Source organism: Methylorubrum pseudosasae (assembly GCF_029504475.1).
GTDB lineage: Bacteria > Pseudomonadota > Alphaproteobacteria > Rhizobiales > Beijerinckiaceae > Methylobacterium > Methylobacterium extorquens.
In genome coordinates this window covers 2763854-2789735 of sequence record NZ_JAQGDU010000002.1, presented here as the reverse complement: position 1 = coordinate 2789735, position 25882 = coordinate 2763854, and the positions used below count along the sequence as shown (strand labels likewise).

General features: G+C 65.9%; 19 protein-coding genes and 3 pseudogenes. 10 read left to right on the top strand and 12 right to left on the bottom strand.

Going from position 1 to position 25882, the window contains the following annotated elements; all coding sequences use genetic code 11:
- Nucleotides 1-128 precede the first annotated feature (128 nt).
- Nucleotides 129-512, top strand: coding sequence for a 2Fe-2S iron-sulfur cluster-binding protein (locus M2437_RS14000; protein ID WP_253387777.1), 384 nt, complete (start codon nt 129-131; stop codon nt 510-512).
- A 421-nt stretch (nt 513-933) separates the two neighbouring features.
- On the opposite strand, the gene M2437_RS13995 is transcribed toward M2437_RS14000, so the two are convergent.
- Entirely contained in the window at nt 934-1089 is a 156-nt protein-coding gene (locus tag M2437_RS13995; RefSeq protein ID WP_253387776.1) for a hypothetical protein, read from the bottom strand.
- Nucleotides 1090-1141: 52 nt separating this feature from the next.
- Between M2437_RS13995 and M2437_RS13990 the strand changes: the two genes are divergently transcribed.
- Together M2437_RS13990 and M2437_RS13985 are read left to right on the top strand one after the other, a co-directional pair.
- Nucleotides 1142-1561, top strand: a complete 420-nt coding sequence (locus M2437_RS13990) for a ribbon-helix-helix domain-containing protein (protein ID WP_253387775.1) — start codon at nt 1142-1144, stop codon at nt 1559-1561.
- Nucleotides 1562-1636: 75 nt separating this feature from the next.
- On the top strand, nt 1637-2896 hold the full coding sequence (locus M2437_RS13985; protein ID WP_253387774.1) for an extracellular catalytic domain type 1 short-chain-length polyhydroxyalkanoate depolymerase: 1260 nt from the start codon (nt 1637-1639) through the stop codon (nt 2894-2896).
- Nucleotides 2897-3072: 176 nt separating this feature from the next.
- Here the strand turns inward: M2437_RS13985 and M2437_RS13980 are convergent, their stop codons facing one another.
- A complete protein-coding gene (locus tag M2437_RS13980) occupies nt 3073-4149 on the bottom strand; it encodes a linear amide C-N hydrolase (RefSeq protein WP_253387773.1) in 1077 nt (358 codons plus the stop codon).
- Between the two features lie 445 nt (nt 4150-4594).
- Here M2437_RS13980 and M2437_RS13975 point away from each other — a divergent pair, with 445 nt between their 5' ends.
- On the top strand, nt 4595-5521 hold the full coding sequence (locus M2437_RS13975) for an alpha/beta fold hydrolase (protein WP_253387772.1): 927 nt from the start codon (nt 4595-4597) through the stop codon (nt 5519-5521).
- Here M2437_RS13975 and M2437_RS13970 read toward each other — a convergent pair.
- The gene (locus tag M2437_RS13970) at nt 5500-6369 is read right to left on the bottom strand and encodes a LysR family transcriptional regulator (RefSeq protein ID WP_253387771.1); all 870 of its coding nucleotides are present in this window, start codon (nt 6367-6369) and stop codon (nt 5500-5502) included. The genes M2437_RS13975 and M2437_RS13970 overlap by 22 nt on opposite strands.
- A 97-nt stretch (nt 6370-6466) precedes the next feature.
- Between M2437_RS13970 and M2437_RS13965 the strand changes: the two genes are divergently transcribed.
- The 6 genes and pseudogenes from M2437_RS13965 to M2437_RS13940 all read left to right on the top strand — a co-directional run bounded on the left by M2437_RS13965 (nt 6467) and on the right by M2437_RS13940 (nt 13468).
- Nucleotides 6467-6685 (top strand): hypothetical protein, encoded by a 219-nt coding sequence (locus M2437_RS13965; protein WP_003598496.1) that lies wholly within the window; start codon nt 6467-6469, stop codon nt 6683-6685.
- Between the two features lie 147 nt (nt 6686-6832).
- The gene (locus M2437_RS13960; protein ID WP_253387770.1) at nt 6833-7540 is read left to right on the top strand and encodes a YoaK family protein; all 708 of its coding nucleotides are present in this window, start codon (nt 6833-6835) and stop codon (nt 7538-7540) included.
- A gap of 446 nt (nt 7541-7986) precedes the next feature.
- Nucleotides 7987-8790 carry a GAF domain-containing protein gene (locus M2437_RS13955; protein ID WP_309247853.1) on the top strand — a complete coding sequence of 268 codons (804 nt, stop codon included), beginning with the start codon at nt 7987-7989 and terminating at the stop codon, nt 8788-8790.
- Between the two features lie 130 nt (nt 8791-8920).
- Nucleotides 8921-10619 (top strand): annotated as a pseudogene (locus tag M2437_RS13950) (methyl-accepting chemotaxis protein).
- A gap of 334 nt (nt 10620-10953) precedes the next feature.
- Nucleotides 10954-12444 (top strand): Do family serine endopeptidase, encoded by a 1491-nt coding sequence (locus tag M2437_RS13945; protein ID WP_253387767.1) that lies wholly within the window; start codon nt 10954-10956, stop codon nt 12442-12444.
- Between the two features lie 664 nt (nt 12445-13108).
- The gene (locus M2437_RS13940; RefSeq protein WP_253387766.1) at nt 13109-13468 is read left to right on the top strand and encodes an acid-activated periplasmic chaperone HdeA; all 360 of its coding nucleotides are present in this window, start codon (nt 13109-13111) and stop codon (nt 13466-13468) included.
- Between the two features lie 586 nt (nt 13469-14054).
- Here the strand turns inward: M2437_RS13940 and clcA are convergent.
- The 9 genes and pseudogenes from clcA to M2437_RS13895 form a co-directional block, all read right to left on the bottom strand.
- Nucleotides 14055-15423 (bottom strand): annotated as a pseudogene (gene clcA, locus M2437_RS13935) (H(+)/Cl(-) exchange transporter ClcA).
- 128 nt (nt 15424-15551) lie between these two features.
- Nucleotides 15552-18683 carry an efflux RND transporter permease subunit gene (locus M2437_RS13930; protein WP_253387764.1) on the bottom strand — a complete coding sequence of 1044 codons (3132 nt, stop codon included), beginning with the start codon at nt 18681-18683 and terminating at the stop codon, nt 15552-15554.
- A gap of 107 nt (nt 18684-18790) precedes the next feature.
- Nucleotides 18791-20101 carry an efflux RND transporter periplasmic adaptor subunit gene (locus M2437_RS13925; RefSeq protein WP_253387763.1) on the bottom strand — a complete coding sequence of 437 codons (1311 nt, stop codon included), beginning with the start codon at nt 20099-20101 and terminating at the stop codon, nt 18791-18793.
- A 661-nt stretch (nt 20102-20762) separates the two neighbouring features.
- On the bottom strand, nt 20763-20942 hold the full coding sequence (locus tag M2437_RS13920; protein WP_003598512.1) for a DUF2474 family protein: 180 nt from the start codon (nt 20940-20942) through the stop codon (nt 20763-20765).
- Nucleotides 20942-21952 carry a cytochrome d ubiquinol oxidase subunit II gene (gene cydB / locus M2437_RS13915; protein WP_253387762.1) on the bottom strand — a complete coding sequence of 337 codons (1011 nt, stop codon included), beginning with the start codon at nt 21950-21952 and terminating at the stop codon, nt 20942-20944. The genes M2437_RS13920 and cydB overlap by 1 nt, the downstream gene beginning before the upstream one ends.
- Before the next feature lie 14 nt (nt 21953-21966).
- Nucleotides 21967-23392, bottom strand: a pseudogene (locus M2437_RS13910) (cytochrome ubiquinol oxidase subunit I).
- Between the two features lie 390 nt (nt 23393-23782).
- A complete protein-coding gene (locus M2437_RS13905; protein ID WP_253387760.1) occupies nt 23783-24565 on the bottom strand; it encodes a sulfite exporter TauE/SafE family protein in 783 nt (260 codons plus the stop codon).
- Nucleotides 24562-24948, bottom strand: a complete 387-nt coding sequence (locus M2437_RS13900; protein WP_253387759.1) for an ArsR/SmtB family transcription factor — start codon at nt 24946-24948, stop codon at nt 24562-24564. The genes M2437_RS13905 and M2437_RS13900 overlap by 4 nt, the downstream gene beginning before the upstream one ends.
- A 38-nt stretch (nt 24949-24986) precedes the next feature.
- Entirely contained in the window at nt 24987-25880 is an 894-nt protein-coding gene (locus M2437_RS13895; protein ID WP_253387758.1) for an MBL fold metallo-hydrolase, read from the bottom strand.
- Nucleotides 25881-25882 lie beyond the last annotated feature (2 nt).

The window sequence follows — 25882 nt, the reverse complement described above, 5'->3', positions numbered from 1 at the left end:
ATTATGGCCGTCATGTATCGTCAATGGCCTTCGTCTGCCAGCCGGCGGCTCCACGAAAAACGGAGGTTTGGACTTCGAACAGAGAAGCAAGCGAGGCTCACGGCGCCCACATCTGCGGACCAACGCCGATGAGGGATGCGGTCAAGGCAGTCCTGCTCGACTTGGGCGTGCCGGACGGCCAGATACGGACCGAGGTCTTCGGAACGGGCCGGCGCGACCCGACCAGAAGGACCGGAAAGTCCGGCAAATTCGTCGGCAAGGTGAGGATCCTGGACACCGGCAAGACGTCGACGTCATGGGACGGAGCGACGCTGCTCGATGTGGCTGACGAGGCGAAGGTCCGCATCGGCAGCGCCTGTCGCTCCGGGACGTGCGGAAGCTGCAGGGTGAAGCTGAAGAACGGAAAAGTCCGGATGCCAGTGCAGGACGCACTCAGCGACGCCGATCGGGAGGATGGCTACATCCTGGCCTGCCATGCCGAGCCTGAAGGTGACGTGGCGTTGGAAGCCTAACGCCTCGTTCGCGAGGGGCGAGCGCTGCCGCGAGAACTCACTCGACCGCTTCCACGCCGAAAAATCTGAGACCGCGTCATGCGCGAATTAGCCGACATCCCGGCCGAACGCGGCACCCTGCCGTCAGCCGGAATTCTGCCTGAACTCCAAACCTTGACCGTCCGCGGCGTCGCCCTGCACGGATGGCAAAGCGGCGGGTCGGACGGTGTTCCTCGCGAGACAACGTCGGGCATTGAGCTCGATGGATGCAGGGCCGCTAATGTGCCTGAACCTGCTGTTGTCGTGACCGCCTACCGGTCCGCTTCTGCCTTCCAATCGGACATTCGAGCCGGCAGGGCGGAAGGTCTGCAAGGGGCCATTCGAACCCTCGGGGGCGACCATGACATTGGCTCGCCGCAGCCACTGCGACCGCGGCGTCGATTCAGATTTTGGTCTGCTCCGAGAGGATCAGCGCGCCATCAACTTCGATGCCGAGGTAGAGCGATGCGCTCAACGTCACGTCGGTCAGAGCGAGCGCGTCATCGCGTGCGATCTCAGCTTGGGGAGGCGCAAAAGCCCGCCCCTTGTATGACACCATAAGCACACCATCTCAGGACCATCCAACGGGATGGTTTGAGGATGGTCTTGAGATGGCAGATGATGTTCCAGATCTCCGTCCGAGAGCGCCCGACAGTGAAAAGCTGACGATCAACCTCGGCTTTGTCGATCTCGGCCGTATCGATCTGCTGGTTCGAGACGGCTTCTATGCCAATCGCGCCGACTTCATCCGAACGGCCGTGCGCAACCAGCTCGACCGTCAGGGCGATGCCGTCACGCAGTCACTGGCCCGCAAGAAGCTCAGCCTGGGCCTGTCTCACTACACCCGGCAGGACCTCGAAGCGGCAAGAGACGCGGGCGCTCCGCTCCACATCCAGGTTCTCGGCCTCGCCAGCATCGCCTCCGATGTGACGCCGGAACTCGCCCGTGCCGCTATCGCCTCCGTGCAAGTGCTCGGCGCCTTCCACGCCAAACCGGCGGTCAAGGCCGCCCTGGCCGACCGTACGGCCTGATCCCTTCGCCTCACCGCCTTCGCGGCGAAGCCGGACACGCGCCCCGGCCCGTCCACCTCATTCAGGATCGTGATCATGAACGCATTCTCCGGCATCGACATGGGTGAGGTGACCCGTCTCACCCGCGCCGGCCAGCTCACGGAAGCCATGGCCCTCCTTCAGGGACGCCCGGCCTCTGCCCAGCCGCAAGCGGGCACGCCGGAGGGTGCACCCGACAAGGACGCCAGCACCGCACGACCCGCGTCGACGATCGACATGGTCGCGCCTCGGGCCCCGGGTGGGGCGTGGACCGCACTGGGCTTCGGTCAGGGGACAGCTGGCGAAGCGCCCACTGACCGGACAAGTCCCTCGGAACGGCAAGGGCTTGCAGAGACCCTGCGCTCCTTGCGCGAGCGCTTTCCCAAGATGGGCGGGATCTCCGGCCTCGCGGATGGTCTCGGATCGCCTCAGCGAGCTCCGATCCCCGTCCCGGATGGGGCTCGATACGAGGAGCGGACATTCTCGAACGCGGCGGGCAGCCGGACATACAAGGTCTATGTCCCGAGCGGCTATACCGGCCAAGCGCTTCCACTCGTCGTCATGCTGCACGGCTGCACCCAGTCGCCCGACGACTTCGCGGCCGGAACGCGGATGAACGCGTTGGCCGAAGAGCAGACCTTCTTGGTGGCCTATCCCGGCCAGCCGCAATCGGCCAACATGCAGAAGTGCTGGAACTGGTTCAACGCGGCCGATCAGCAGCGCGGCTCGGGCGAGCCTTCGCTGATCGCGGGGATTGCCCAGGACGTCATCCGCGAATTCTCGGCCGATCCCAGACGGGTCTACGTCGCGGGACTGTCGGCCGGCGGAGCGGCCGCAGCGATCATGGCGGCGACCTACCCGGATCTGTTCGCGGCGATCGGCGTCCATTCCGGGCTTCCCTATGGCGCGGCCAAGGATATGCCCTCCGCCTTTGCGGCCATGAACGGCGGCGGGACGGCTCGGCCGCCGGGCGCGCGCGTGTCGGTCCCGACCATCGTCTTCCACGGCGATGCGGACCGCACCGTCAACGCGGCCAACGGCGACCGCATCATCGCTCAGGCCAAGCCGGAGGGAGCCTTGGAGACGGTCGTCACTCACGGGGAGAGCCCGGGCGGCATGCCCTACACCCGCAGCGTTCAGTCCGATCCTTCGGGCCGAGCGGTGTTGGAGCAGTGGGTTCTGCATGGAGCGGGTCATGCGTGGTCCGGCGGAAGCCCGAACGGCACCTACACGGATCCGCGCGGTCCGGACGCCAGCCGCGAGATGGTGCGCTTCTTCATGGCGCACACAGGTGGAAGCGATACAAGACAACAATAAAGCTGCCGCCCAGGCGCTGGATCGTCGAGCGCTCCTTCGCCTGGGCCAGCCGCTTCCGCCGCCTCGTCGAAGACGACGAGCGCTCTGCCGGCGCGCTGGCCGACCTGCATCTCGTCGCCTTCGTCCGCCTCATGCTCCGAAAGGCTGCTCTGCTCGCAGCCGGTTTGTAGCGGCCTCTATCGCGGCAGTCCGGCAAAGGGAAAAGGCTCCGACGCGCGATAGGACCGTGTCGCGTTTCCGGCGAAGACGTTGGCCTGATCGACGCCGAGATCGAGTTTCAGCACTTTCCCCGTTTCCTTGGAGGAATCGATCTGATTCAGGTCGGTCCAGAACGTGTTGGGTGAAAGCGCCGATTCGAAGAAATAGAGGCGGCGCTTGTGATCGAAGACCGTGCGCCAGCGTGTGGAGGATATTTCCGGTTTCTCCGGCGTCGAAAGCCCAAGCGGCACGGAAACATTGCGTATGATGCCGTATACGCTGGCCAAGAGGTGATCCGGGTCTCCATCCTGTGGGATCGATTTGACGTAGAAGGAGGCGCGGGCGAAGCGATCGGACGCGCGGTTCGTACCGGGCAGCATGACCGTTCCGCCGATCTGTGACCAGTAGGATGCAAGGGCAAGCTGCTGTTCGTAGGTCGGAGAGTTCGTCATCACTTGGTATTGGCGGCCGTGATGGATGACCTGCTTGCCGTCGATATATTCGATAATGGCACTGTCCCCGCTGGAATCGGACAGGGACATATGGACATTTGCGATGACCTGAGTGCCGGGAATCACGCTCGTCACGAGCGTGAAGGGTTGCTTCTCAAGGGCGACAACGGCTTCATCGACGGTCGCGAAATTGTCGAGAGCGTATTGCGCCCAGACTGAGATTGCCAATCCAGGCGGGCCCTTGCCGTCGAAAGCCGGGTACTGCGACTCTTCAAGCCAGAGCACATTGGCCGTAAGGCCCTCTTCGTTGGCGCCGTCCGAGGTCGAATTGTCGAACGCTGTCGCGACCAAGGATCCATATTTCGACGTCCACCGGATCGAAGCAGGCCCGACCTCACCATTGCGCGCCATCCCTCGCGGCAGGATGTAGAGGTCGGTTCCGATGGGCTTTTCCCAGTCCATCGACCGGGCCGTGAAAACCTTGCCGTCTCGTCCAAGGTAAACGAAGCGGGAGCAGGCGCCTGCGGGTTCAACAACGACTTGAAGCATGGCCCAAAACGTCGCGATCGACACAAGAATTCTGGTCGCACGAATCCGCATCATTGAAATATATCCCTATTCAAGCATTTTATTGAAATATTGATTTGCCCAAGCATCACCTCGACGTTTATACGTTTCAGAGGTCCGATCGAGAGCCGTACACAAACAATCGGGCCAATCGTCGACATCATGGGAGCATGCCGGCGCTGACAATCATGGGCCGGCGATTTTTCAGCAATGACTTGAATCAAACATCATGTTGACCACGGTTTTGCAGCTTTGCTTCTCCCGGCAGCTTCGGGGTGATTTGGGCCCCCTTCAGGCTTGAAACGCTCGGAGGCATCAAGGATAGTAATGCGTCCCGCTTGCCGACGCCGCCCGCCTTTGGCCTTGACGGACGGCTGGAAGCTGGGCCCTCCGAAACAATCTCTTGAGCCGTTGCGTTTCGCGGGGCTGGTTCTTCTCGGCGCTTCGTTCGAGATCGGCTTTGACTGAAACGGGAAGTTGCGTGCCCCTGCGGTGGATCGTTGTGACGGCTGGCGCAATCCTGGTTCGTCTGGCCCTGGTGAACTCCCTGGCTCGACGGCGTGCCAGGGGGGAGCAAAGCCACCATCTGGGCCGGCTCGCGGCGAGGCACACCCGCGTTAACGGCCGGACGATGCATGCCCGTGTCTCGGTCGATCCCGTACCCGATGACAGCCTGCCCGTGATCCTGGTCCACGGGCTCGGGATGTCGAGCCGCTACATGATCCCGCTCGCGCGGCAACTCGCCCCTTACCGCCGTGTCTACGCGCCTGACCTGCCCGGCTTCGGCTTGAGCGACAAGCCTCCTCACGTGCTCACGGTTCGCGAGTTGGCCGATGCGCTGGCGGCCTGGATGGACGCGATCGGGATCGATCGCGCGGCCTTGATCGGCAATTCGCTCGGCTGCGAGGTGTTGGTCGAATTGGCCCTCGTTCACCCGCAGCGCGTCGACCGCCTTGTTCTGCAGGGGCCGACGCCGGACCCCGAGTCGCGCGGCCTCGTCCGGCAAGTGCTCGGCTTCTTTGCCATTGCACCGTTCGAGCGCTGGTCGCTCGCTTGGGTAGCGCTCGCTGACTATGCCCGTGGTGGGATCAAGCGCTACATCCTGACCTTACGCAGCATGGTCGGTAACCGCATCGGAGAGAAGGTGCTCCGAGTCACGCAGCCGACGCTCGTGGTTTGGGGCACGCGTGACTACATCGTCCCCTATGCATTTGTGACGAGCCTTGCAGCGGCCCTGCCTCGCGGCCGTCTTGCTGTCATCCCGGGCGCCGCCCATGGGATCAACTACTCGCATCCGAAAGCGTTTGTTTCGGTCTTACTTCCATTTCTCCTTGCCACCGGCCATCGCCCTAGGGACATGCGGCGCGAGGCTCGGCATCGAGAGCCTCACCCTTCGGGAACGGCTTGAAGCTCCGCCGTGCTTGCGAGGATCGCCTCCTGTAACGCCGTCGCGGCGGGATGCTGTCGGCCCGAGCCGAGCACCACGAACTCGACCTGGCCGATCGGAGGCAATCCGGCCGTCTCCAGAATCGGAGCCAGTCCGGGTGGCGTCACCTGGGCCGAGTGCGGCGCGATGCCCAGACCGGCTTCGACGGCGGCGCGCAGCCCCATCAGGCTGCCGCTGGTGCAGGCGATCCGCCAGGAACGCCCCGCCGCTTCGAGGGCATCGAGCGCCAGGGTGCGCGTGATCGAGGGCGGCGGATAGAGGACCAAGGGCAGGGGCAATGCCGGATCGGGGACGAAGCCGGGCCGGCCCACCCAGATCAGCTCTTCCGCCCAGGCCAATTCACCGCGCGGATCGCCGCGGCGGCGCTTGCAGAAGATCACGTCCAGTTCGCCCGCATCGTAGCCCTGGTAGAGGGCCCGGCTGAGACCAACGGTCAGCTGCAGATCGACGGAAGGGTGGCCATCCGCGAACCGCGCCAGAACCTGGGCCAGGGCCGACAGCGTGTAGTCCTCGGAGACGCCGAGGCGGATGCGGCCGCGCAGGCCGCCCGGCGAGAAGAAGGCGCGAAGCCGGTCGTGCGCCTCCAGCACGTCGCGCGCAAAGCCGATCATGGCTTGGCCGTCCGGCGTCAGGGCGACCCGATGCGTGTCCCGCATGAGGAGGGAGCGGCCCAGCGCCTGTTCCAGCCGCGCGATATGCCCGCTGACCGTGGATTGCTGCAGGCCGAGGGTCTGCGCAGCGGCCGTGAAGCTGCCGCTTTCAAGGACGGCCAGGAAGGAGCGGATCTGGTCGACATTGAGGTTGCTCATCACGGTTCGTGATAGCCGATATCCTTACCGCTCGGGAGCCCGGCGGGCTTAGGGTCCGGGCCGAACCCGATTCGCAGCACCATCGCCGAGCCTCTCAGTGACCGCTCCCGTTGCCATCGCCATGATCTTCCTCGGCGGCTTCGTCGCAATCCCGGCATCCGGCCGATGGGCGCATCAGGTCACGGAAGCGCTCGCCTTCCTTCTTGCGACCGTCGTGCTGGTCATTGTGGTCATGCTCCTGTGCAAGACTTGGCCGGACTACTACGCCAGCCCACAGATTCCGGCGGCCATGACGGAAACGCCACTCGACGACTAGAGCGCTTTCCGACGAAGCGGCCGCCGGTTCGGCAAAAGAAAGCGCGTTGAACCAAAGGCCTGGAGGCGCTGGCCTGATGCAAATCAGGTCGAATGCGGCTTGAGCGCAGGGCGCCGCCTCCGCCGCCTACAAACTAGGGAAAGCCTCGTGAAGCCGCAGATCACGGATGGCGGCACATCCGCTGGAACCGCCCTTGCCTTCGTCGCCGGCTTCGTCGATGCCGCGGCTTTCATCGCGCTGACAGGCCTGTTCACGGCCCATGTCACCGGAAATTTCGTCCTGATCGGTGCTGAATTGGTCGCGAGTTCGACCGGCGTGCTGGCGAAGCTTCTGGCTCTGCCCGTCTTCATGGCGGCCGTGGCGGGGGCCCGTGTCCTTGCGCTGCTCCTGCAGCGGCGGGATGCCGATCCGCTGCCTTGGCTGCTCGCCGTTGAGGCCGTTCTCCTCGCGGGTTTCGGCTTGTGCGGGTCCCTATGGGCGCCACTCGATGCGCCGGACGGTGCCCCGGCTCTGATCGTCGGCATGCTCGCTGTCGCGGCCATGGGCGTGCAGAACGCGATCGGTCGTCTCTCCCTCGGCCATCTCGCTCCGACCACGGTGATGACCGTGAGCGTCAGTCAAGCGGTCATCGATGCCATGGATCTTGCCCTGAGAACGTCAGGGAACCCGGCTCAGACGCGCGCGCGGCTGCTGCGGGTGTTACCGGCCATCGTGACCTTCGCCGCGGGCGCTCTGTGCGGCGCCTTCGGGATCGCCCATCTGGCCTTCGGCTGTATCGCGCTGCCGATCATGGTCTTGATCGGCTTGATCGTCCTTGTTGCGATGACGCCCGCCGAAGCGAACGCCACGACGTGAGCGACGCCGGAGTTGGGCTCACGCGATAATGCGGCCACGACGATTGCAGGCTCGAACGCCCAATCTTAAGCGATACGGCTCGAAGACGCGGCGGGCATGACAGGACAATATTTGCATTTTGTGCAATCGATCTTGGCGTTGACCCTTCTGCATCGCTGCCATGCAGCCCCAGGCGTCACTGAGCCAAGACGCTCAACCTACAACGGTCCGCTCTTCATCGGCGTGGGATATCGTTCCCGCGCCGATCAGACTCATTCTCCGTTGTACGTCGCGGCCTTGATACAAAGCCGCCTGTCAGAGCGCTTTCCGACGAAATGGACGCCGGTTCGGCGAAAGAAAGCGCGGTGAAACAAAGACCGAGAGACGCCGGCCTGATGCAATGGGGTCGGCGTCTCTAGAGCGGATCGGCTGTGCAAGCGATGACCAGAACAGCACTGACATGGCCCATGCCGCCGGGCCAGAGCGAGAGCCGGCGGCTTGCCGCCTTGCATCGCTTGCAGCTGCTCGACACACCACCGGATCCAGCCTTCGACCGCATCACTCAGCTGGCCCAGACTCTCTTCGATGTCCCGATCGCGCTGATTTCCCTGCTCGATGAGGACCGACAATGGTTCAAGGCCAAGTGTGGCCTGCACGTCTCGGGCACGCCGCGGGAACAGGCCTTCTGCAACTATACGATCCTGCACGACAGCGTGTTCGTGGTTCCCGATGCGCGCGCCCATGCTGATTTCGCCCTGAATCCGCTCGTGACCGGGGAACCCTTCATCCGCTTCTATGCGGGCGCGCCCCTCATCGTCGCACCAGGGACAAGGATCGGCTCGCTCTGCCTCATCGACAGGAAGTTGCGCGCCTTCGACGAAGAAGACAGCCGGCTGTTAGCCCGATTGGCACAGGTGATTACAGATGAAATCTGGTTGAGAACCCTTGCATCCGGGCAAAACGGGGTCTTCCCACATTTCGCACAGGGTAGGCCGCGTACCGAAACGCCATCCCTGATCACAGGCCTGCAGGTTCGTGCGGCCAGGGCGATGCTCGGCTGGTCCATCGACGAGCTGAGCCTGAAAACCGGCCTCTCACCGAATACCATCAAACGAATGGAGGCGGATGAGCAAAGCCGTCCAAGTAGCCCGTCCACGACAGTAAAAATCAAGGAGGCTCTGGAAGGCGAAGGAATTGTATTTCTCGGGCATGATGCGGCCGATCCCGGCGTACAACTTGTGAGAAAAATCAGTAACAACAAAGATCAATAGGTCGTTTAACGAGTTTTTAGGACCTGATTGCCCATCTTGTCCAACGGCAGACCGCCTGGCGGCAGTGCGGCGCTCCCGTCCTCCAAAGGGGCGCGGTTCAATCGAACAATGCCGCCTCTGGGATGGATGCATGTCGCTGTTCTTTCGCGGCGATCATGCCGTGTTGCACGCTTTCGGTCGTGCGCATGGCATGGTGGAGCTCACGCCGGCTGGCACCGTCTTGAGTGCCAATGCATGCTATCTCGACTGGCTTGGGTATAGCTTCGACGAATTGCAGGGCCACACACTGGATGTCGTCCGGGACCCGTACGAGGCGACCCGCGCGGAGCAGCAGGAACTCTGGGCGGCGGTGACCCGAGGCGAGTCCCGGACCGCGTGCTCTCGGCATCTCACCAAGCAGCGCGACGCGATCTGGCTGCAGGTCAGCTACTGCCCCGTGCTCGACCGTACCGGTCGGGTGAGCAAAATCGTTCTCCTCGCGGTCGATGTCACGGCGCAGCAGCAGAGCAGCGCTGATCACGCGGCGGTCCTTGAGGCCATCAGCTGCTCGCGCGCCACAATCGAGTTTGCCCTGGATGGCACCATCCTCATGGCCAATACCGGCTTCCTCGACACTGTCGGCTACAAGCTGGAAGAGGTGCAGGGCCGGCACCACAGCCTGTTCGTCGCTCCGGCAGAACGCGAAAGCCAAGCCTATCGCGCGTTCTGGGCCGCTCTGGCGCGCGGCGAGTTCCAGCGCGCCGAGTACAAGCGCATCGGCAAGGATGGACGGGAGATTTGGCTGCAGGCCATCTACAATCCGGTTCGCGACAGCCAGGGCAACCCGTACAAGGTCGTGAAGTTTGCGACCGACATCACTCAGGACAAGCTGCGCCGGGCCGACGTGGCGGGGCAGATCGCGGCCATCAACCGGTCGCAGGGCGTCATCCATTTCGACATGGATGGTAACCATCCTCGACGCCAACGAGAACTTCCTGAGCGTTGTCGGCTATCGGCTGGACGAGGTCCGCGGCCAGCACCATCGGACCTTCGTCGAGCCCTCTCAGGCCCGGTCAGCGGAGTACCTGCAGCTGTGGGAGGCCCTGCGGCGGGGTGAGTACCGGGCGGGCGTGTTCAAGCGCCTCGGCAGGGGCGGGCGGGCGGTCTGGATCCAGGCGAGCTATAACCCGATCTTCGATGCGGACGGCAAGCCGTTCAAGGTCGTGAAATACGCCACCGACATCACGGCCAAAACGGCGGCCCAGCACGCAGCGACCGGCGCCTCAAGCCAGACGCTGATGAACGTGCAGACCGTTGCCTCGGCTGCGGAGGAGCTGAGTGCTTCGATCGGTGACATCGCCCGGAGCCTGGCCCGCTCGCGCTCCGAAGTGGACGCCATCCACGATCAGACCGTCGTGGCGGACCGCTCCACAGCGAAGCTGAAGGACGCCGCCGCGGCGATGAACGGCGTCGTCCAACTCATCCAGGGCGTTGGTCAGCAGATCAATCTTCTGGCCCTCAATGCGACGATCGAGGCGGCGCGGGCGGGAGAGGCCGGACGCGGTTTTGCTGTGGTGGCCGGCGAGGTGAAGAACCTGTCGAACCAAGTGACCCAGGCGACGACGCGGATTGCACAGGACATCCATGGGATGCAGGGAATCGCGGAGGAAGCGGTGGGTGCCCTGCTCTCGATCGTGCAGGCGATCGGGTCGGTACGGGAGACGGTGACCGGTATCGCCTCGGCCGTCGATGAGCAAAACGCCATCACTCAGGAGATCTCGTCCAGCATGCAGACGGCCGCACACGGTGTCGGCGAGATCAACACCAGTTTGCAGGCTCTCACGGGCTGAGAGGCTCGTCGCCGCGCGGACGCGATGGGATCCGCCCAGGCGTGGTCCGCCCTGATGTACAGCCTGCGGGCCAATGTGCCGGGCCAGGGTCACTCGCATGGAAAGCGGACCGGCTGGCAGAATTCAAGTCATTCCTCTCGTGCGGCGAGCCAGTTCGCCTCAAATCTTCTGACGACGAATAGCTGATGCCGCACGGGGTCGAGCTGCGACTTGTTTGATCAAATGATCGGAGGGCACAACCTACACTTTCGTTCATTGTCTCATAGTCCGGCGTCCGGTCGCGTTCCGGCGCGATCGGGCGGCAGGCTCCCGTGATTGATGTTCGGAGACTTCCATGCCCCTGACTGTCCGCCGCCGCGCCATCGCCTCTGTCGCCGCAGCCGCCCTCGTCGCAGGCGGCGCGGCCGGGTTCGGCCTGACCGGGCCCATGACCCCGGCTTACGCCCAGGCCCTGCCGAAGACCCCGATCGAGGCACCCGATCAGCCGCCGGGCTCGTTTGCCAACGTCGTCGATAAGGTGAAGCCGGGCGTCGTCGCCGTGAAGGTGAAGCTCGACGACAGCGCCGACGATGACGACGACAGCCCCGGCGGCCCCAACCTGCAGCAGGTGCCGCCGCAATTGCGCGAGTTCTTCAAGCGCTTCGGCCAGGGTGGGCCGGGCGGTCGCGGCATGCGGCCGCGGGGCGGGGTCGGGTCCGGTTTCATCATCTCGGCGGACGGCTACGTCGTCACCAACAACCACGTCGTCGACAAGGCCAAGACCGTGCAGGTCACGCTCGACGACGGCCGCACCCTCGACGCCAAGGTGATCGGCAAGGACTCCAAGACCGACATCGCCCTCCTGAAGATCACCGAGAGCGGCAGCTATCCCTATGTCCAGTTCGGCAAGGGCGCGCCCCGCGTCGGCGACTGGGTCTTGGCCATCGGCAACCCGTTCGGCCTCGGCGGTACGGTGACGGTGGGCATCGTCTCAGCCCGCGGTCGCGACATCGGCGCCGGCCCCTACGACGACTTCCTTCAGATCGACGCGCCGATCAACAAGGGCAATTCCGGCGGCCCGACCTTCAACGTCAATGGTGAGGTCGTGGGCGTGAACACGGCAATCGCCTCGCCGTCCGGCGGCTCGGTCGGCCTCGGCTTCGCGATCCCCGCCGAGACGGTGCAGACGGTGGTTGATCAGCTCCGCACCGACGGCAAGGTGGTGCGTGGTTATCTCGGCGTGCAGGTCCAGCCGGTGACCAAGGACATCGCCGAGGGGCTCGGCCTCGACAAGGCCAAGGGCGCGCTCGTCAATGACGCCGAGAGCGGCACGCCGGCGGCCAAGGCCGGCCTGAAATCGGGCGACGTGATCGAGTCGGTCAACGGCGTGCCCGTGAACAACGCTCGCGACTTGTCGCGGCTGATCGCCGGCCTCAAGCCCGGCACCGAGGTGAAACTCGCCTATCTGCGGGGCGGCAAGAGCGAGGTGGCCACCGTCGAACTCGGCACGTTGCCGGGCGACAGCAAGGTGACGCGGCGCGGCGACGACGCGCCGAGCGGTCAGGCCCGGCTCGGCCTCAGCCTCGCGCCGGCCAGCGAGACCGGCCTCGGCGACGAGGGCGTGGCGGTGATGGATGTCGATCCCGACGGTCCGGCCGCGGCCAGGGGCATCTCCCAGGGCGACGTGATCCTGGATGTCGCCGGCACCAGCGTCTCGAAGCCCTCCGAGGTGCAGGCACAGATCCGCGCGGCGGAATCGAGCGGCCGCAAGGCCGTGCTGATGCGGGTGAAGAGCGCCAGGGGCCAAACCCGCTTCATCGCCGTCCCCCTGACCAAGGAGGGCTGATCCGCTCCGGATCGCCCGCTTCGGCGGTGTCCGCCTCGATGCCGAAAGCATTGCGGGCGATCAGGAGCGTACCGTGCCGGCCCAACCCGTCATCGGGTAAGTATACCGATGCTCACGGGGCGCTCCTGCCGGCAGAGCGAGGCTATCCTGCGCCCAAGCCGGATCGGCGATCGGATCGCTCTTGCCATGCAATCCGGCGCGGTTCGTATCTTTTAAGTTGCAGCCGCCCGGAACCTCGCTGAGCGACGGCCGTTCAAGCTATAGTTGGGACGTCAGATTTCGACGGTATGATCCTCCCGATCAGACCTAACATAAGCGGACCTCCTCATCTTCGTGTTTGGCCCGGCTGACCCTGCCGATTTGGTTTCCTGGCCTCAATCAAACAAACAAGCCGACCTTCAAGCTGCATCAAATCATAAGTCATCATCATTTGACGTTGGCGCGACCGGCGATCGGCCTGTCGCACTGAGATCTGTTGGACGGCCAGAGCCGTATCCGACCTGACGGTATCAGGCCGGCGTCTCTCGGTCTTTGTTTCAACGCGCTTTCTTTCGCCGAGCCGGCGTCCACTTCGTCGGAAAGCGCTCTAGGTCGCCGAACTTCGGCATTCTGAAGTTCGACGAGATGCGGTCGATGGCATCAACCCAAGGCAAAGGAGCTCATCATGCGCACAGGATCTTTGAAGACTTACCTGCTGTCTGCCCTTGCGGTCGTCTTATCCGCCGGTCTCGTTCAGGCCGAAACCACCAGCGGGAAGAGCACCGACAAGAATCAGGAAAAACTGGCGAGCAAGCCCCTCGAGAAAGTCACCTGCGAGGAGTTCAACGGGTTCGAAGACACGTTCAAACCGAAAGTCGTCGCATGGGCCGCAGGCTACAAACAGGGCCAGAAGAAGCCCGATGTGGTGGCGATCGATATCGCCGGGGTCGAGAAGGTCACGCCCCTGGTCGCTGAAGAATGCAGGAAGGCGCCGACCGCTTCCCTATGGTCGAAGATCGATGGTGAGCTGAAGAAGGTGTTCTGATGCAGATCGGACGGCATCATTGAATGCCCTTGCCGAACGCGTGCTTCGACAGCACTCGGCCGTCAATCACTCGGCCGATCGACCAGCCTCATCCCTTCTGCAGCTGGTCGAGCGCTGATTTCAGGGACCGATTTCGGCGCGCTCGAGACTCAGACCTGTCTAGGCCACGGACCGGCAGGCCTCGGGCAGGGCCGATTGAGAGGGTCCACGGGGACCAGAGGAGCCGAGGATGAAGCGCGGTTCGAACGAGCCTCCTTCTGTCGTTTCAGTGTTGTCCGAAGAGCCGCACAGGCCGGCAAGCGCGATGGAGGTTCGCTCATGATGAAGCGATGGATCATCATCACTGCGGCACTTGCGACCAGCACGGTGACGCTCGCGCAGCCCCTCCCGCCACCGCCTCCGCCCGGCCCTCCGCCGCCGCCGTTGGTTTTGCCGCCTCCGCCGCCTCCGCCTCTGCCCCCTCCGCCGCCTCCGCCGGTATTGCCCCTGCCGCCCCCACCACCCCCACCGCCTCCGCCGCCGCCCCCACCCGTGTGACGTTGCGGATGCGAGCCTTCAGCGATCGCCTTGCAGGCCTTGAGGCGGTTCAGTGGGTCGCACGATCCCGATCGGCAGCCAGACCGATATCCGAGCCCTTGGCTGGGACCCTGCCGGCCTGGGCAAGGGCGCGCTCCAACATCTGTCCATAAATCGGACGGCCGCCGAGCCATTGGGCCACGAGGCTGGCCGTGAGGCAGGCCGTCAGCATGGGCAGGACGAGCGCGTAGGCGGGTGGTGAGTTCGAGCACCAACACCACACCCACGGCCGGGGCGTGCACCGTCGCACTGAAGAGCGCGGCCATCGCCACGATGCCGAAGGAGACCGGCGTCACCCCGAGGCCGGACAAGACCTCGGGGAACACCATCTGCGCGAGCAGGCCGAAGGCCAAACCGATGCAGGTCGCCTGCGACAGGATCGGCGCGAAAATACCCCCCGGCGTGCCGACGGAATAACAGACAACCGACGTGAACAGCCGGGCGACCGCCAGGATCAGCAACACGCCCGCACTCGGGGTCAGAACGGCGATCTGTGAAATCACCTGTTCCCCGCCCGTCGCGGTGCGCGGCGCGACGATCAGCAGGGCGCCCACGAGCAGTCCGACCAGGGCAGGCCAGACATAGGGGGCGCGCTTCTGCCATGCGGCGGCGAGGTCCAGCATCGCCAGGATGCATCGATTGAAGAGCACGCCCACCGCACCCAGGATGATGCCCAGCACGGCGAAGGCCGGCAACGAAGCCAGCGCCGCTGCCCCGGCCGACAGCGGCAGGTCCGGCCGCGCGCCTGAGATCATCTGGGTCACCGCGGTTCCGGTGATCGCCGCGGCGAACACCCCCATGTAGTTCCGGAAGCTGTAGGGGAACTGCTTGCGCGTTTCCTCGATGACGAACAGCACGGCCGCCATCGGGGCATTGAAGGCGCAGGCGAGACCCGCCCCCGCGCCGGCCGCCAGCAGAGCCCGCCGGTCGACGTCCTTCACCCGGAACATCTCGGACGCCGCGAGCGCCGCCGAGCCGCCCATGTGAATGGTCGGCCCCTCGCGGCCAAGCACCAGGCCCGAGCCGATCGCCGCGATGCCGGCGATGAACTTCACCGGCAGCACGCGCTCCCAGCGCACATGCCGGATGCCGGCGATGGCCCCCTCAATCTCCGGAACCCCGCTCCCGCTCGCTTCGGGGGCGAAGCGCCGAGTGATGAACACGGCAAAGACCGTGGCCGCCATGGTGATGACGGCGCTCGCCGCGACCAACCGCCAACCGGCGGTCTGGCCGGCGAGCCATGCCGGCCAATCGATGATCGTGTCGATGGCGAGGTGGAAGAGGCCGCCGAACACACCCGTGAGGGCACCGGTGATCAGGGCCACGGCGACGAAGCGTGCCTGCTGCCAGGGCGGAGCGGGTTGATCTTCCGGCTTCATCCTCGCCCCTTCCTCTCGCTGATCGCCGGCAAACCCTGGACTTCACGCGGTCCGTCCCCGGAACGGATGTCTCGGTGGGACTCACCGAAGTCCCACGGAGGCGGTTTCGCGGGCGCCCCGCCCACCGGTCAGGCGGGCTGAGCCTGCCTCGCCTTCCCCTTGCTCACGCGCTCGCGCAGGGTCTGGACCGTGACGTAGAGCATCGGCACGAGGAAGATGCCGATCGAACTGGCCGCGATCATCCCGCCGAAGACCGCGGTGCCGACGTCGCGACGGCTGATCTGGGCCGCGCCGGTCGCGATCACGAGGGGGACCAGGCCGAGGATGAAGGCGATGGAGGTCATCATCACGGCGCGGAACCGCTGTTCGGCGCCGCGGATCGCGGCCTCCCGGATCGGCACGCCGGCCTCCCGCTGGTCCTTCGCGAACTCGACGATCAGGATGCCGTTCTTGGCCGCAAGCGCGATCAGCACCACGAGGCCGATCTCGCTGTAGAGATCGAGCGAAAGGCCGGCGAGCTTGACGGCCAGGTAGGAGCCGAAGGCGCCGACCACGACGGACAGCAGGACCGGAATGGGGATCGTCCAGCTCTCGTAGAGGGCGACGAGGAACAGGTAGGCGAACAGGAAGGCGAGGCCGAGGACGATCCAGGTCTGCCCGGAGGCCTGCTGCTCCTGATAGGCGGTCCCGGTCCACTCGTAGCTGTAGCCTTCCGGCAGGGTCCGGTCCGAGATCTGCTCCATCGCGGCCATCGCGGCGCCGGAGGAGATGCCGGGCGCCGCGCTGCCGTTCACGCTCACGGCGCGGAAATTGTTATAGCGGGTGAGCACCTGCGGTCCGAGCACGATGCGCTCGCTCGCGACCGAACGCACCGGCACCATCTGGCCCGAGGCACCGCGGACATAGATGTTCCAGATGTCGCGAATGTCGCCCCGGTTGTCCGCCTCGCCCTCCACATTCACCTGCCAGGTGCGGCCGTAGAGGTTGAAATTGTTGACGTAGACCCCGCCGAGCGTCGCCTGGAGCGAACTGAAGACGTCGCTCATCGCCAGCCCGAGCACCTGTGCCTTGGTGCGGTCGATGTCGAGGAAGATCGAGGGATTCGACGCCGTGAAGGTGGAGAAGACGCGGGCGAGTTGCGGGTCGCGGTTCGCCGCCGCGACGAGCCCGCGCACGACCGCGTCGGTCGCGGCCGGGTCCTGGCCCTCGCGCGCCTCGAGCACGTATTCGAAGCCGCCGCTCGTGGAGAGTCCGACGATCGGCGGAAGGTTGAAGGGCAGGACCGTTGCCTGCCCGATCGTCGCGGCCGCCGCGTAAGCGCGCCCGATCAGGGCCCCGGCGGATTCCGCCGCGCTTCGGCGATCGGCGAAGGGTTTGAGCTGCGCCACCAGGAACGCGGAATTCGGCTCGGCCGCCCCGTCCAGAAGCGAGAAGCCGACGATCGCAAGCACCTGATTGACGCCGGGCATGTCCTTCAGGAGCCTCTCGACCTCCGCCGCGACCGCACTCGTGCGGGCCACCGAGGCGCCGTCGGGCAGTTGGACCGAGACGAAGAAGGCGCCCTGATCCTCCTCCGGAAGGAAGCCGGCGGGCGTGATCCGCGAGAGGCCGAAGATGCCGCCCGCGAACAGGAGAACCAGCACGAGCGAGAGCGCGGACACGCGGACGAGGCGGCGGACGCCCCCTGCATAGCGGTCCCGCACCCAGTCGATTCCGTTGAGCACCCGGCCCATGATGCCCCGCCGCGCACGCGTGGGACGCAGGAACACCCCGCAGAGCGCGGGCGAAAGGGTCAGCGCGTTGATCGCCGAGATCAGCATCGCAGCGCTGATCGTGACGGCGAATTGCCGGAACAGCGTTCCCGACACGCCCGGGATGAAGGCGATCGGAACGAAGACGGACAGGAGCACGAGCGTGATGGCGATGATGGGGGCCGTGATCTGCGTCATGGCGAGCTTCGTCGCCTCGGCCGGCGACAGCTCCGGATGCTCCTCCATCACCCGCTCGACATTCTCGACGACGACGATGGCGTCGTCGACCACGATGCCGATGGCGAGCACCATCGCCAGGAGCGACACGGTGTTGGCCGAGTAGCCGAGCACGTAGAGCACCGCGAAGGTGCCGATGAGGCTCACCGGCACGGCGATGGCGGGGATCACCGTCGCCCGCAGATTTCCGAGGAACAGAAACACGACGAGGACGACGAGGACGAAGGCCTCGGCCAGCGTCCGCAGCACCTCGGAGATGGTGTCCTTCACGAAGGTCGTGGAATCGTGCACGACCACGTATCGCAAGCCTGCCGGGAAGCGCGCCGAGAGCTTCTCCAGAGTTGCCTTCACGGCGCTCGCGGTCCGCACCGCGTTGGCGCCGGGCACGAGATAGATGGCGACGGGGACGCCGGGGCGGCCGTCGAGCCGGGATTCGCTGTCGAAGCTTTGCGCGCTGAGTTCCACTCGGGCGACATCGCGGATGCGCACCACGGAGCCGTCGGAATTCGTCCGCAAGACGATCGCGCCGAATTGTGCCGGCGTCGACAAGCGACCCTGCGTCTGCACGTTCATCTGGATCTGCTGCTCGCTCGTGATCGGCGGCGCGCCGATGCGGCCGACCGGCGCCTGAACGCTTTGCGCCCGGATGGCATCCACCACGTCCGACGGCGCGAAATTCAGGCTCGTCAGGCGATCCGTGTCGAACCAGATGCGCATCGAGTAGTTCATCCGCGCGAACAGGTTGGCCTGACCGACTCCGGCCGTGCGCGAAATCTCGTCGAGCACGTTGATGATGGCGTAGTTCGTGATGAAGAGCGGGTCCTGCGCGCCCGTCTCGCTGTAGAGGACGGCAAACAGCAGGATCGCGGACGACTTCTTCTGCACCTTGAGCCCCTGCAGCTGCACCTCGGACGGGAGCTGCGACAAGGCCGATTGGACGCGGTTGTTTACGCTGACCGTGTTGATATCCGGGTCGGAGCCGAGGTCGAAACTCACCGCCAGACTGTAGCTGCCGTCATTGGCACTCGTGGACTTCATGTAGATCATGCGGTCGACGCCGATGACCTGCGCCTCAAGCGGCTGGGCGACGCTCGCCTCGACGACCTCGGCGGAGGCCCCCGGATACATCCCCGACACGCTGACCTGCGGCGGCACGATGTCGGGAAACTGCGCGACCGGGATCCGGAGCAGCGCCAGCCCCCCGGCGATCGTGATGATCAGCGCGATGACGATCGCGAGCCGGGGGCGGTCCACGAAGATGGATGAGATCATGACGCGCCTCGGGCTCGGTCGCCTGGGACAAACGAAGTGCGATCCGGGACGAGGGGCCGCGGAGCGGGACAAGGGGGGCGGAACGGGAGGCGGCGTCCCATGCTGCGCTAGCGCCGGCTGTTCGGGCTGCCGCTCGCGCTCGGACCGGCGCCGCTGGCGGCTCCTGTCGGAGCTTGTCCGGCCGGCGCCGAAACGGACGCAGCCGGCCCCGCGCGGTCCGCGTTCGCGGCCGAATTCCGCATCATCCTCTGCAGAATGGCGTCGGCGGGTTTGGGCGAGACCGTCTCGCCCGCGCGGACCCGCTGCAAGCCTTCGGCGATGACCTGCTCTCCGACCTTGAGGCCGCTCGTCACCGCCGCGAGCGTCGTGCTCGACTGGCCAAGCTGAATCCGACGCTCCTCGGCCTTATTCCCCGGCCCGATCACGTAGACGTAGCTGCCCCGCTGGTCGGCCAGGACGGCGGCGCGAGGAATCGCGACCACCTCGACCGGCTCGACGCCCTCAAGGAACACGGTCACGAACTCGCCATCCGTGAGTTCACGAAGGGTGAGCAAGCTGCGGGTTTGACCGAAGATCGGAGGGTTCGGCAGCACGCCGCGAAGCAGGATCGTGTCCGTGTTCGTCGCGATGGTGTTGTTGACGAAATCGAGCGTCCCGGTGTGATCGTAGAAGCGGCCGTCCGGGAGTTGCGCCCGGATCAGGACGGCGCCGAATCCGCCCGTCGGCCCATAGCGCGCTCTCAGATTGATCGCTTCACGGACCGGCACCGGAAACGTCACGAACATCGGGTCCTGGCTGATGATCGTCGTCAGCACCCCGGAGCCCGGCCCGACGACGTTGCCGATCGTCAGGGACGTGCGCCCGATCTGGCCCGCAATCGGCGCGCGGATCTCCGTGTAACCGAGATTGATCTGCGCCGTGTCGAGTTGGGCTTGTGCGCCTTGGAGCTGCGCCTCCAAGGCCCGCTCGTTCGCGAGGGCTGCGTCGTAGGTCGATTGCTGCCCGGCCGGCCCGCCGAGCAGGGTTCGGGCGCGCTGTGTCGTCAGACGCGCGTTCTCCAATTGCGCTTCGACCTGCGCAATCTGCGCCTTCTGCGCGGCCACGACCGCCTGGAACGGGCCCTGCTCGAGGAGGTAGAGGAGCGCGCCTTCCTCGACATCCGTGCCCTCGACGAAGAGCCGCTTCTCGATGAACGCCGTCACCCGGGCGACGATGTCGACGCGCTGCTTCGCCTCGATGCGGCCGATGAACTGCTCCGTCTGGGTGATCGGCTCCTTGCGCGCCGCGATGATGCCAACGACGGGGGGGCCCGTCGGCTCGGCCTGCGCGAACGCCGTCGAAATGGCGGGCGGGCACGCGGCGGAGAGCGTTGCAGCGACCACCCAGACCCGGAGCGTGAACATGCCGGTCATCGTCATGTCCGCCTCCGGGGGTTTGACGCGCTTTCTTTCGACGAACCGGTGACCACTTCGCCGGAATGCGCTCTAGAACGACGGCTTATTGCCGATGCACTTGCATCGCTTCGATTTCAGAACCCGGCAGCGACCGCTGCAGCAATCTCTCGCACCGCGTCCGACCCATCCATTGCCGCGACACTCGATATTCATGTCGCGCGTCGTCATGATCTGGCCCGGCCGGCTCATCGCCGTTGTCGCAGTATAGATATTGACTCCCATCATCATCACCGGAACAGCAACGAGCATTGCAACGCCTCGCATGGCGCATCCTCCATTATGATTGATCGATTGGCGGGCGGTGAATTGGAAAATCTACCAATCAGTGTTTCAACCGGGCCTCTTCGTCAGGATGGGCGACGGTGGCGACGTGGCGATCCAAGTCGGCGCCGGCAAACGGATCGAACTGAGGCATGGCCAATCCCTGCAAGACCGACAGTATAGCCGAGGCGGGCAGGCCAGCACCTTGACGATGATCAATCCAATTCCTGTATGCCTCCACCCGAGACCGTCAGGGATTTGCGGGTTCTTCATCGCAGAGGGCTGTTCCCGACGGGGCGTGCCCGACGCGCGAGCTCGCGCACCGAACCGCCTGTTCGGTCCGCGCCCCTGTTCGAAGCGCCGATCAGGTCGATTTCAGCAGCCACCGAAGCGGGAGGGCGATGAGCGTCAGGCTGACGACACTCATCGTCCAGAGCAGAACGAACCAGCCGATCCGCCGAAGCTTGCCGGTGATCGTCTCGCTGCGAACCCGTGCGGCGTCGGGCCTGAAGGCAGGGTCCGCCGTCGGCTGATGAAGACCCATCAGTGATACCCGGATTCCGGTGTGACCTTGCCGCGGAACAGCCAGTACACGTAGGCCGTGTATCCGAGCACCATCGGGACCAGCACCACCGCACCGGCGAGGAGAAAGGCCTGGCTGCTCGGATGCGTGGCCGCGGCCCAGATCGAGATGTCCGGCGGCACGATCATCGGCCAAAAGCTGATGGCGAGCCCGATGTAAGAGAGCAGGAAGAAGCCGAGTGCACAGAGGAAGGGCATGATCTCCTCCCGCCGCTCCAGCGAGCGCTGGAAGCGCAAAGCCAGCAGCCCGACGAGCACGGGCACCGGCGCACCGACGAGAATGCCGGGGAAGGAGAGCCAGCGCTCGCGGAAAGGGGCGCTGAGGACGAGCATCGTGAGCGAGATGATCGCGATCAGGAGCAAGGTCGCCAGACCCAGAGGGCGGGCGAGGCGGTAAGCGCGGATCTGTAATTCGCCCCCCGTCTTCCAGATGAGCCAGCATGCGCCCAGGAGCGCGTAGCCCACCACCAGCGCCACGCCGGTCAGCAGGGAGAAGGGGGTGAGCCAGTCCCACCAGCCGCCGGCATAGGCCCGCCCCTCGACGCGGATGCCCTGGACGAGGGCGCCGAGCGCGATGCCCTGGCAGAAGGCCGCGACGTAGCTGCCCCAGGAGAAGGCCCGGTCCCACCAGAGCTGCCCCCGAACTGTCACCATGCGGAAGCGCATCTCGAAGGCGACGCCGCGGAAGACGAGGGCGAGCAGCATCAGGATCAGCGGCATGTAGAGCGCCGGCAGGATCGTCACGTAGGCCAGCGGGAAGACCGCGAAGAGGCCGCCGCCGCCGAGGATCAGCCAGGTCTCGTTGCCGTCCCACACGGGGGCGACGGAGTTCACCATCACGTCCCGATCGGTCTTGGCCGACATGGCCGGGAACAGGATGCCGATGCCGAGATCGAACCCGTCCATCGCCACGTAGAGGAACACGGCGGTGGCGATCAGGACGGCCCAGATCAGCGTGAGGTCGAGAGACATCGAAACCGCTTCCTTCACTCAGCGGGCTGGGCATTCGGACCGGCAGCGAGCGCCGGGGCCGGGGTAATGCCGGCGGTGCGCACCGGCTGGCCGGTGGGCAGACCCGCCTCGTGCGGTCGCGGTGGCTGATTGAAGAGGTGCAGAAGGAACCAGATGCCGGCCCCGAACACGACGAAGTAGACCACGGCGAACGCGGCCAGCGAGGTCGCGACCGCGGGGGCGGCGATGGGTGAGACGCTGTCGGCGGTGCGCAGCAGCCCGTACACCGTGAAGGGCTGGCGCCCGGATTCCGTCACCACCCAGCCTGCCGTGACGGCGACGAGGCCGGACGGGCCCATCGCGACCGCGCAGCGGTGCAGCCATCGCGACGTGTAGAGCCGCTCCTTCCAACGCAGATAGAGCGAGGTCACGCCCAAGGCGATCATCAGGAAGCCGAGCCCGACCATGACCCGGAAGGCCCAGAACACCAGGGGCAGGTTGGTCGGCCAGGTGTCGCGGGGCAGGGCCTTCAGCCCGCGCACCTCGGCGTTGAGGTCGTGGGCGAGATACAGGCTCGCGAGCCCCGGGATGCCGATCGCCCAACGCGTCGTCTCGGCCTGCGCGTCCGGCCAGCCGAACAGGATCGAGGGCGCGCGCCGCTCACTGTCGAAATGGCCTTCCATCGCCGCGACCTTGGCGGGCTGATGGTGGTAGGTGTTGGTCCCATGTAGGTCGCCCAGGACGAGTTGGACGGGGGCGACGATGGCCGCCATCCACATCGCCATCGAGAACATCAGGCGGGCGCGCCGGGTTCGAGCGGTCGCGCAGGAGATGCCACGCCCCCACCGCGCCGACGATCATCGCGGTGGTGAGGTAGGCGGCGGTGACGGTGTGGGCGAAACGGAACGGGAAGGACGGGTTGAAGACCACCGCCCACCAATCCTGGGGCGCGAAATGGCCGTTGGCGTCGAGCACGTAGCCCGCCGGCGTCTGCATCCAGGAATTGGCCGACAGGATCCAGAAGGCCGAGGTCAGCGTGCCCACCGCGACGAGGCAGGTGGCCAGGAAGTGGAGGCGCCGGCCCACGCGCTCCAGACCGAACAGCATCACTCCGAGAAAACCCGCCTCCAGGAAGAAGGCTGTCAGAACCTCGTAGCCGAGGAGAGGACCGAGAATCGGAGCCGTCTTGTCGGAGAAGACCGACCAGTTGGTGCCGAACTGGTAGCTCATGACGAGCCCCGAGACGACGCCCATGGCGAACGCGATGGCGAAGATCTTGAGCCAGTACCGGTAAGAATCGAGATAGACCGCGCGTCCGGTGGTGAGCCAGAAGGCTTCGAGCACCGCAAGGAAGCTGGCCAGCCCGATGGTGAAAGCCGGAAACAGGAAATGCCAGACGACCGTAAAGGCGAATTGGCTCCGAGCGAGATCGAGTGCGCTGGGGAGGTAGATGTCCGGCATCTCTGCAACTCGATCGGCGGAAGTGAAGTACGGCTCCCTCAGCGCACATCCTCGACACCTCCTGTATTGGAGACACCGGCAAAGTACGCCCCAGCAGGGAAGCGCATCACGCTGAAGGCCGCATTGATCGAGATCAGCCGGGAGCGGCGCGGCCTCGATGATGGGTCCGCCCCACAGGCGTGGCTCACCCCAATGCAGGGCCTGCGCGCCGGTTTGCTGGGTCAGGGTCGGGCGCACGACGATCGCGGGTGGCGCTGACCGCGAAGCCCGAGCCCACCGGATGCAGGGTTTCGAGGGGTGAGGCTGCTCTGGATGGCAGGGCTGCGAGCCCCTCTCACAAGGGCGGCTCGAGCGACGGCCTGCTCGGTTCTGGCCGGGCCCTGACTGTCGTTACGTCAAGGCCGCGCTTGTCCGGTAGAGCATGTAAGCGGCGACTGTGAAGATCAGGGACGCGAAGATCCGGTCGAGCGCGCCCTTCCGTCCGGCGAGACGGCAGGCGAGGCGCATGCCGACCCAGCCGCCGAGGAGGCCGCCGACGATGTACTGGGCCGCGACCGGCCAATCGATCAGGCCCGAGAGGGCATAGTTCGCCGCCGTCGCAAGGCCGAAGGCGCCGACCGCGAAGAGCGAGGAGCCGATGGCGTTGATCATCGGCATCCCCGTCGCGAACACGAGACCCGGCACGATCAGGAAGCCGCCGCCGATCCCGAAGAACCCGGACGCCCCGCCGACGGCCAGCGCCACCGCGGCCAATCTCGGCGTGAAGGCGGGGGCGGACGGCGCGCCGGCCGCAGCACGCCCGGAGCCGTTGCGCTCGCCGGACCGCAGCATCAGCAGCCCGACGGCGATCATGAGCAGGGCGAACAGGAAGAGCAGACGCTCGCCGTCGAAGGCCTTACCCAGCGTCGAGCCACCGAGGGCGCCGACGACACCGAAGGCCGCGAACACCAGCGCGTTGCCCCAGCGCACGTTGCCCGCCCGCCAATGGCCGGTGAAGTTCGCCATGGCGCTGACCGCCACCGCGAGCGCGCCCGTCCCGATCGCGACATGCGGCTGCCCCACGCCCACCACGTAGAGCAGGAGGGGGGTTGCCAGGATCGACCCCCCACCGCCGATGAGCCCCAGGCTGAACCCGACGAAGCCGCCGGACAGGAGGGCGAGCACGACGCTCATCGCGGGGTTGGCTCCGGATGATCCTGGCTCCGGCCGGTCGCCGCCACCCCCGCCTGGGCGAACATGGCCGCCCCGCCATTCCGGGCCCGTCCGCTCACCTTCCCGCGACGGGGACGGCGCGGCTCCTCCGAACCGAACATCGCGTGCAGGATCTCGACGAGCTCGACCGCACGGGGCGCCGTCAGCGTGTAGAAGACCGTCTTGTGCTCGCGGCGGGTCGAGACCAGCCCGGCCTCGCGCAACTCGCCCAAATGCTGAGAGAGGCTCGGCTGGCGGATGCCGAGTTCGCGCTCCATCTCGGCCACGGAGCACTCGCCTTCGAACAAGCGGCTGAGGAGGCGCAACCGTCCGGGATGGGCGAACACCTTCAGGAGGTCGGACACCTCCCGGGCCTTGTCCTCGGGAAATGAGGCCGCCGGGCTCATTCCCACACCGCCCCTTCCAGGGCGTTGAGCGGAAACTTGAGATAGCGCCTGCCATTCGCCTCGGGCTCCGGCAGCCGGCCGCCGCGGATGTTGACCTGCAACGCGTGCAGGATGAGCTTGGGCATCGGCAGGGTCGCGTCGCGCGCCTCTCGGATGCGCACGAACTCCGCCTCGCTGCGCGCCGCGACCATGTGGGTGTTGGCGGCTTTCTGCTCGGCGACGGTGCTTTCCCAGCGCGGTTCGCGACCGCCCGGCTGGTAATCATGTCCGGTGAAGAGGCGCGTGGCGTCCGGCAGCGCGAGGATGGCCTGGATCGAGCGCCAGAGCGCGACGGCGCTACCGCCGGGGAAGTCGGCCCGCGCGGTGCCCGAATCCGGCATGAACAGGGTGTCGTGCACGAAGGCGGCGTCGCCGATCACGTAGGTGACGGAGGCCAGCGTGTGGCCGGGCGAGAACAGGATGCGGGCCGGCACCTCGCCGACCGAGAAGACATCGCCCGCCGCGAAGGTCCGGTCCCATTGGGCGCCTTCGGTCGGCAGGTCCGTGAAGCCGTAGAGGGCCTTCCAGAGCCTCTGAACCTCGACGACCCGCTCGCCGATGGCGGTCGGGGCCCCGGTGCGCTCCTTCAGGTATTGAGCGGCCGAGAAGTGGTCGGCATGCGGGTGCGTATCTAGGATCCATTCGACCGAGAGCCCGGCCGCGCGCACGTAGTCCAGGATCTCGTCGGCGCAGCGCGTCGCGGTCGCCCCCGACTTCTCGTCGAAGTCGAGCACGGGATCGATGATGGCGCAGCGCTTCGTCCGCGGGCACGAGACCACGTACTGGATGCTGCCCGTGCGCCGCTCGTAGAAGCCCCGGACGATGGGGTGCGGGCCGTCCGTCTCCGTCATGG

Excerpts from the sequence above, each read along its gene's own strand:
- M2437_RS13930 (WP_253387764.1), bottom strand. The coding sequence starts at position 18,683 with ATGATCTCATCCATCTTCGTGGACCGCCCCCGGCTCGCGATCGTCATC.
- M2437_RS13945 (WP_253387767.1), top strand. The coding sequence starts at position 10,954 with ATGCCCCTGACTGTCCGCCGCCGCGCCATCGCCTCTGTCGCCGCAGCC.
- M2437_RS13980 (WP_253387773.1), bottom strand. The coding sequence starts at position 4,149 with ATGATGCGGATTCGTGCGACCAGAATTCTTGTGTCGATCGCGACGTTT.
- M2437_RS13995 (WP_253387776.1), bottom strand. The coding sequence starts at position 1,089 with ATGGTGTCATACAAGGGGCGGGCTTTTGCGCCTCCCCAAGCTGAGATC.
- M2437_RS13920 (WP_003598512.1), bottom strand. The coding sequence starts at position 20,942 with ATGGGTCTTCATCAGCCGACGGCGGACCCTGCCTTCAGGCCCGACGCC.
- M2437_RS13925 (WP_253387763.1), bottom strand. The coding sequence starts at position 20,101 with ATGACGATGACCGGCATGTTCACGCTCCGGGTCTGGGTGGTCGCTGCA.
- M2437_RS13905 (WP_253387760.1), bottom strand. The coding sequence starts at position 24,565 with ATGAGCGTCGTGCTCGCCCTCCTGTCCGGCGGCTTCGTCGGGTTCAGC.
- M2437_RS13970 (WP_253387771.1), bottom strand. The coding sequence starts at position 6,369 with ATGAGCAACCTCAATGTCGACCAGATCCGCTCCTTCCTGGCCGTCCTT.
- cydB (WP_253387762.1), bottom strand. The coding sequence starts at position 21,952 with ATGTCTCTCGACCTCACGCTGATCTGGGCCGTCCTGATCGCCACCGCC.
- M2437_RS14000 (WP_253387777.1), top strand. The coding sequence starts at position 129 with ATGAGGGATGCGGTCAAGGCAGTCCTGCTCGACTTGGGCGTGCCGGAC.
- M2437_RS13955 (WP_309247853.1), top strand. The coding sequence starts at position 7,987 with ATGCCGCCGGGCCAGAGCGAGAGCCGGCGGCTTGCCGCCTTGCATCGC.
- M2437_RS13940 (WP_253387766.1), top strand. The coding sequence starts at position 13,109 with ATGCGCACAGGATCTTTGAAGACTTACCTGCTGTCTGCCCTTGCGGTC.
- M2437_RS13895 (WP_253387758.1), bottom strand. The coding sequence starts at position 25,880 with ATGACGGAGACGGACGGCCCGCACCCCATCGTCCGGGGCTTCTACGAG.
- M2437_RS13990 (WP_253387775.1), top strand. The coding sequence starts at position 1,142 with ATGGCAGATGATGTTCCAGATCTCCGTCCGAGAGCGCCCGACAGTGAA.
- M2437_RS13985 (WP_253387774.1), top strand. The coding sequence starts at position 1,637 with ATGAACGCATTCTCCGGCATCGACATGGGTGAGGTGACCCGTCTCACC.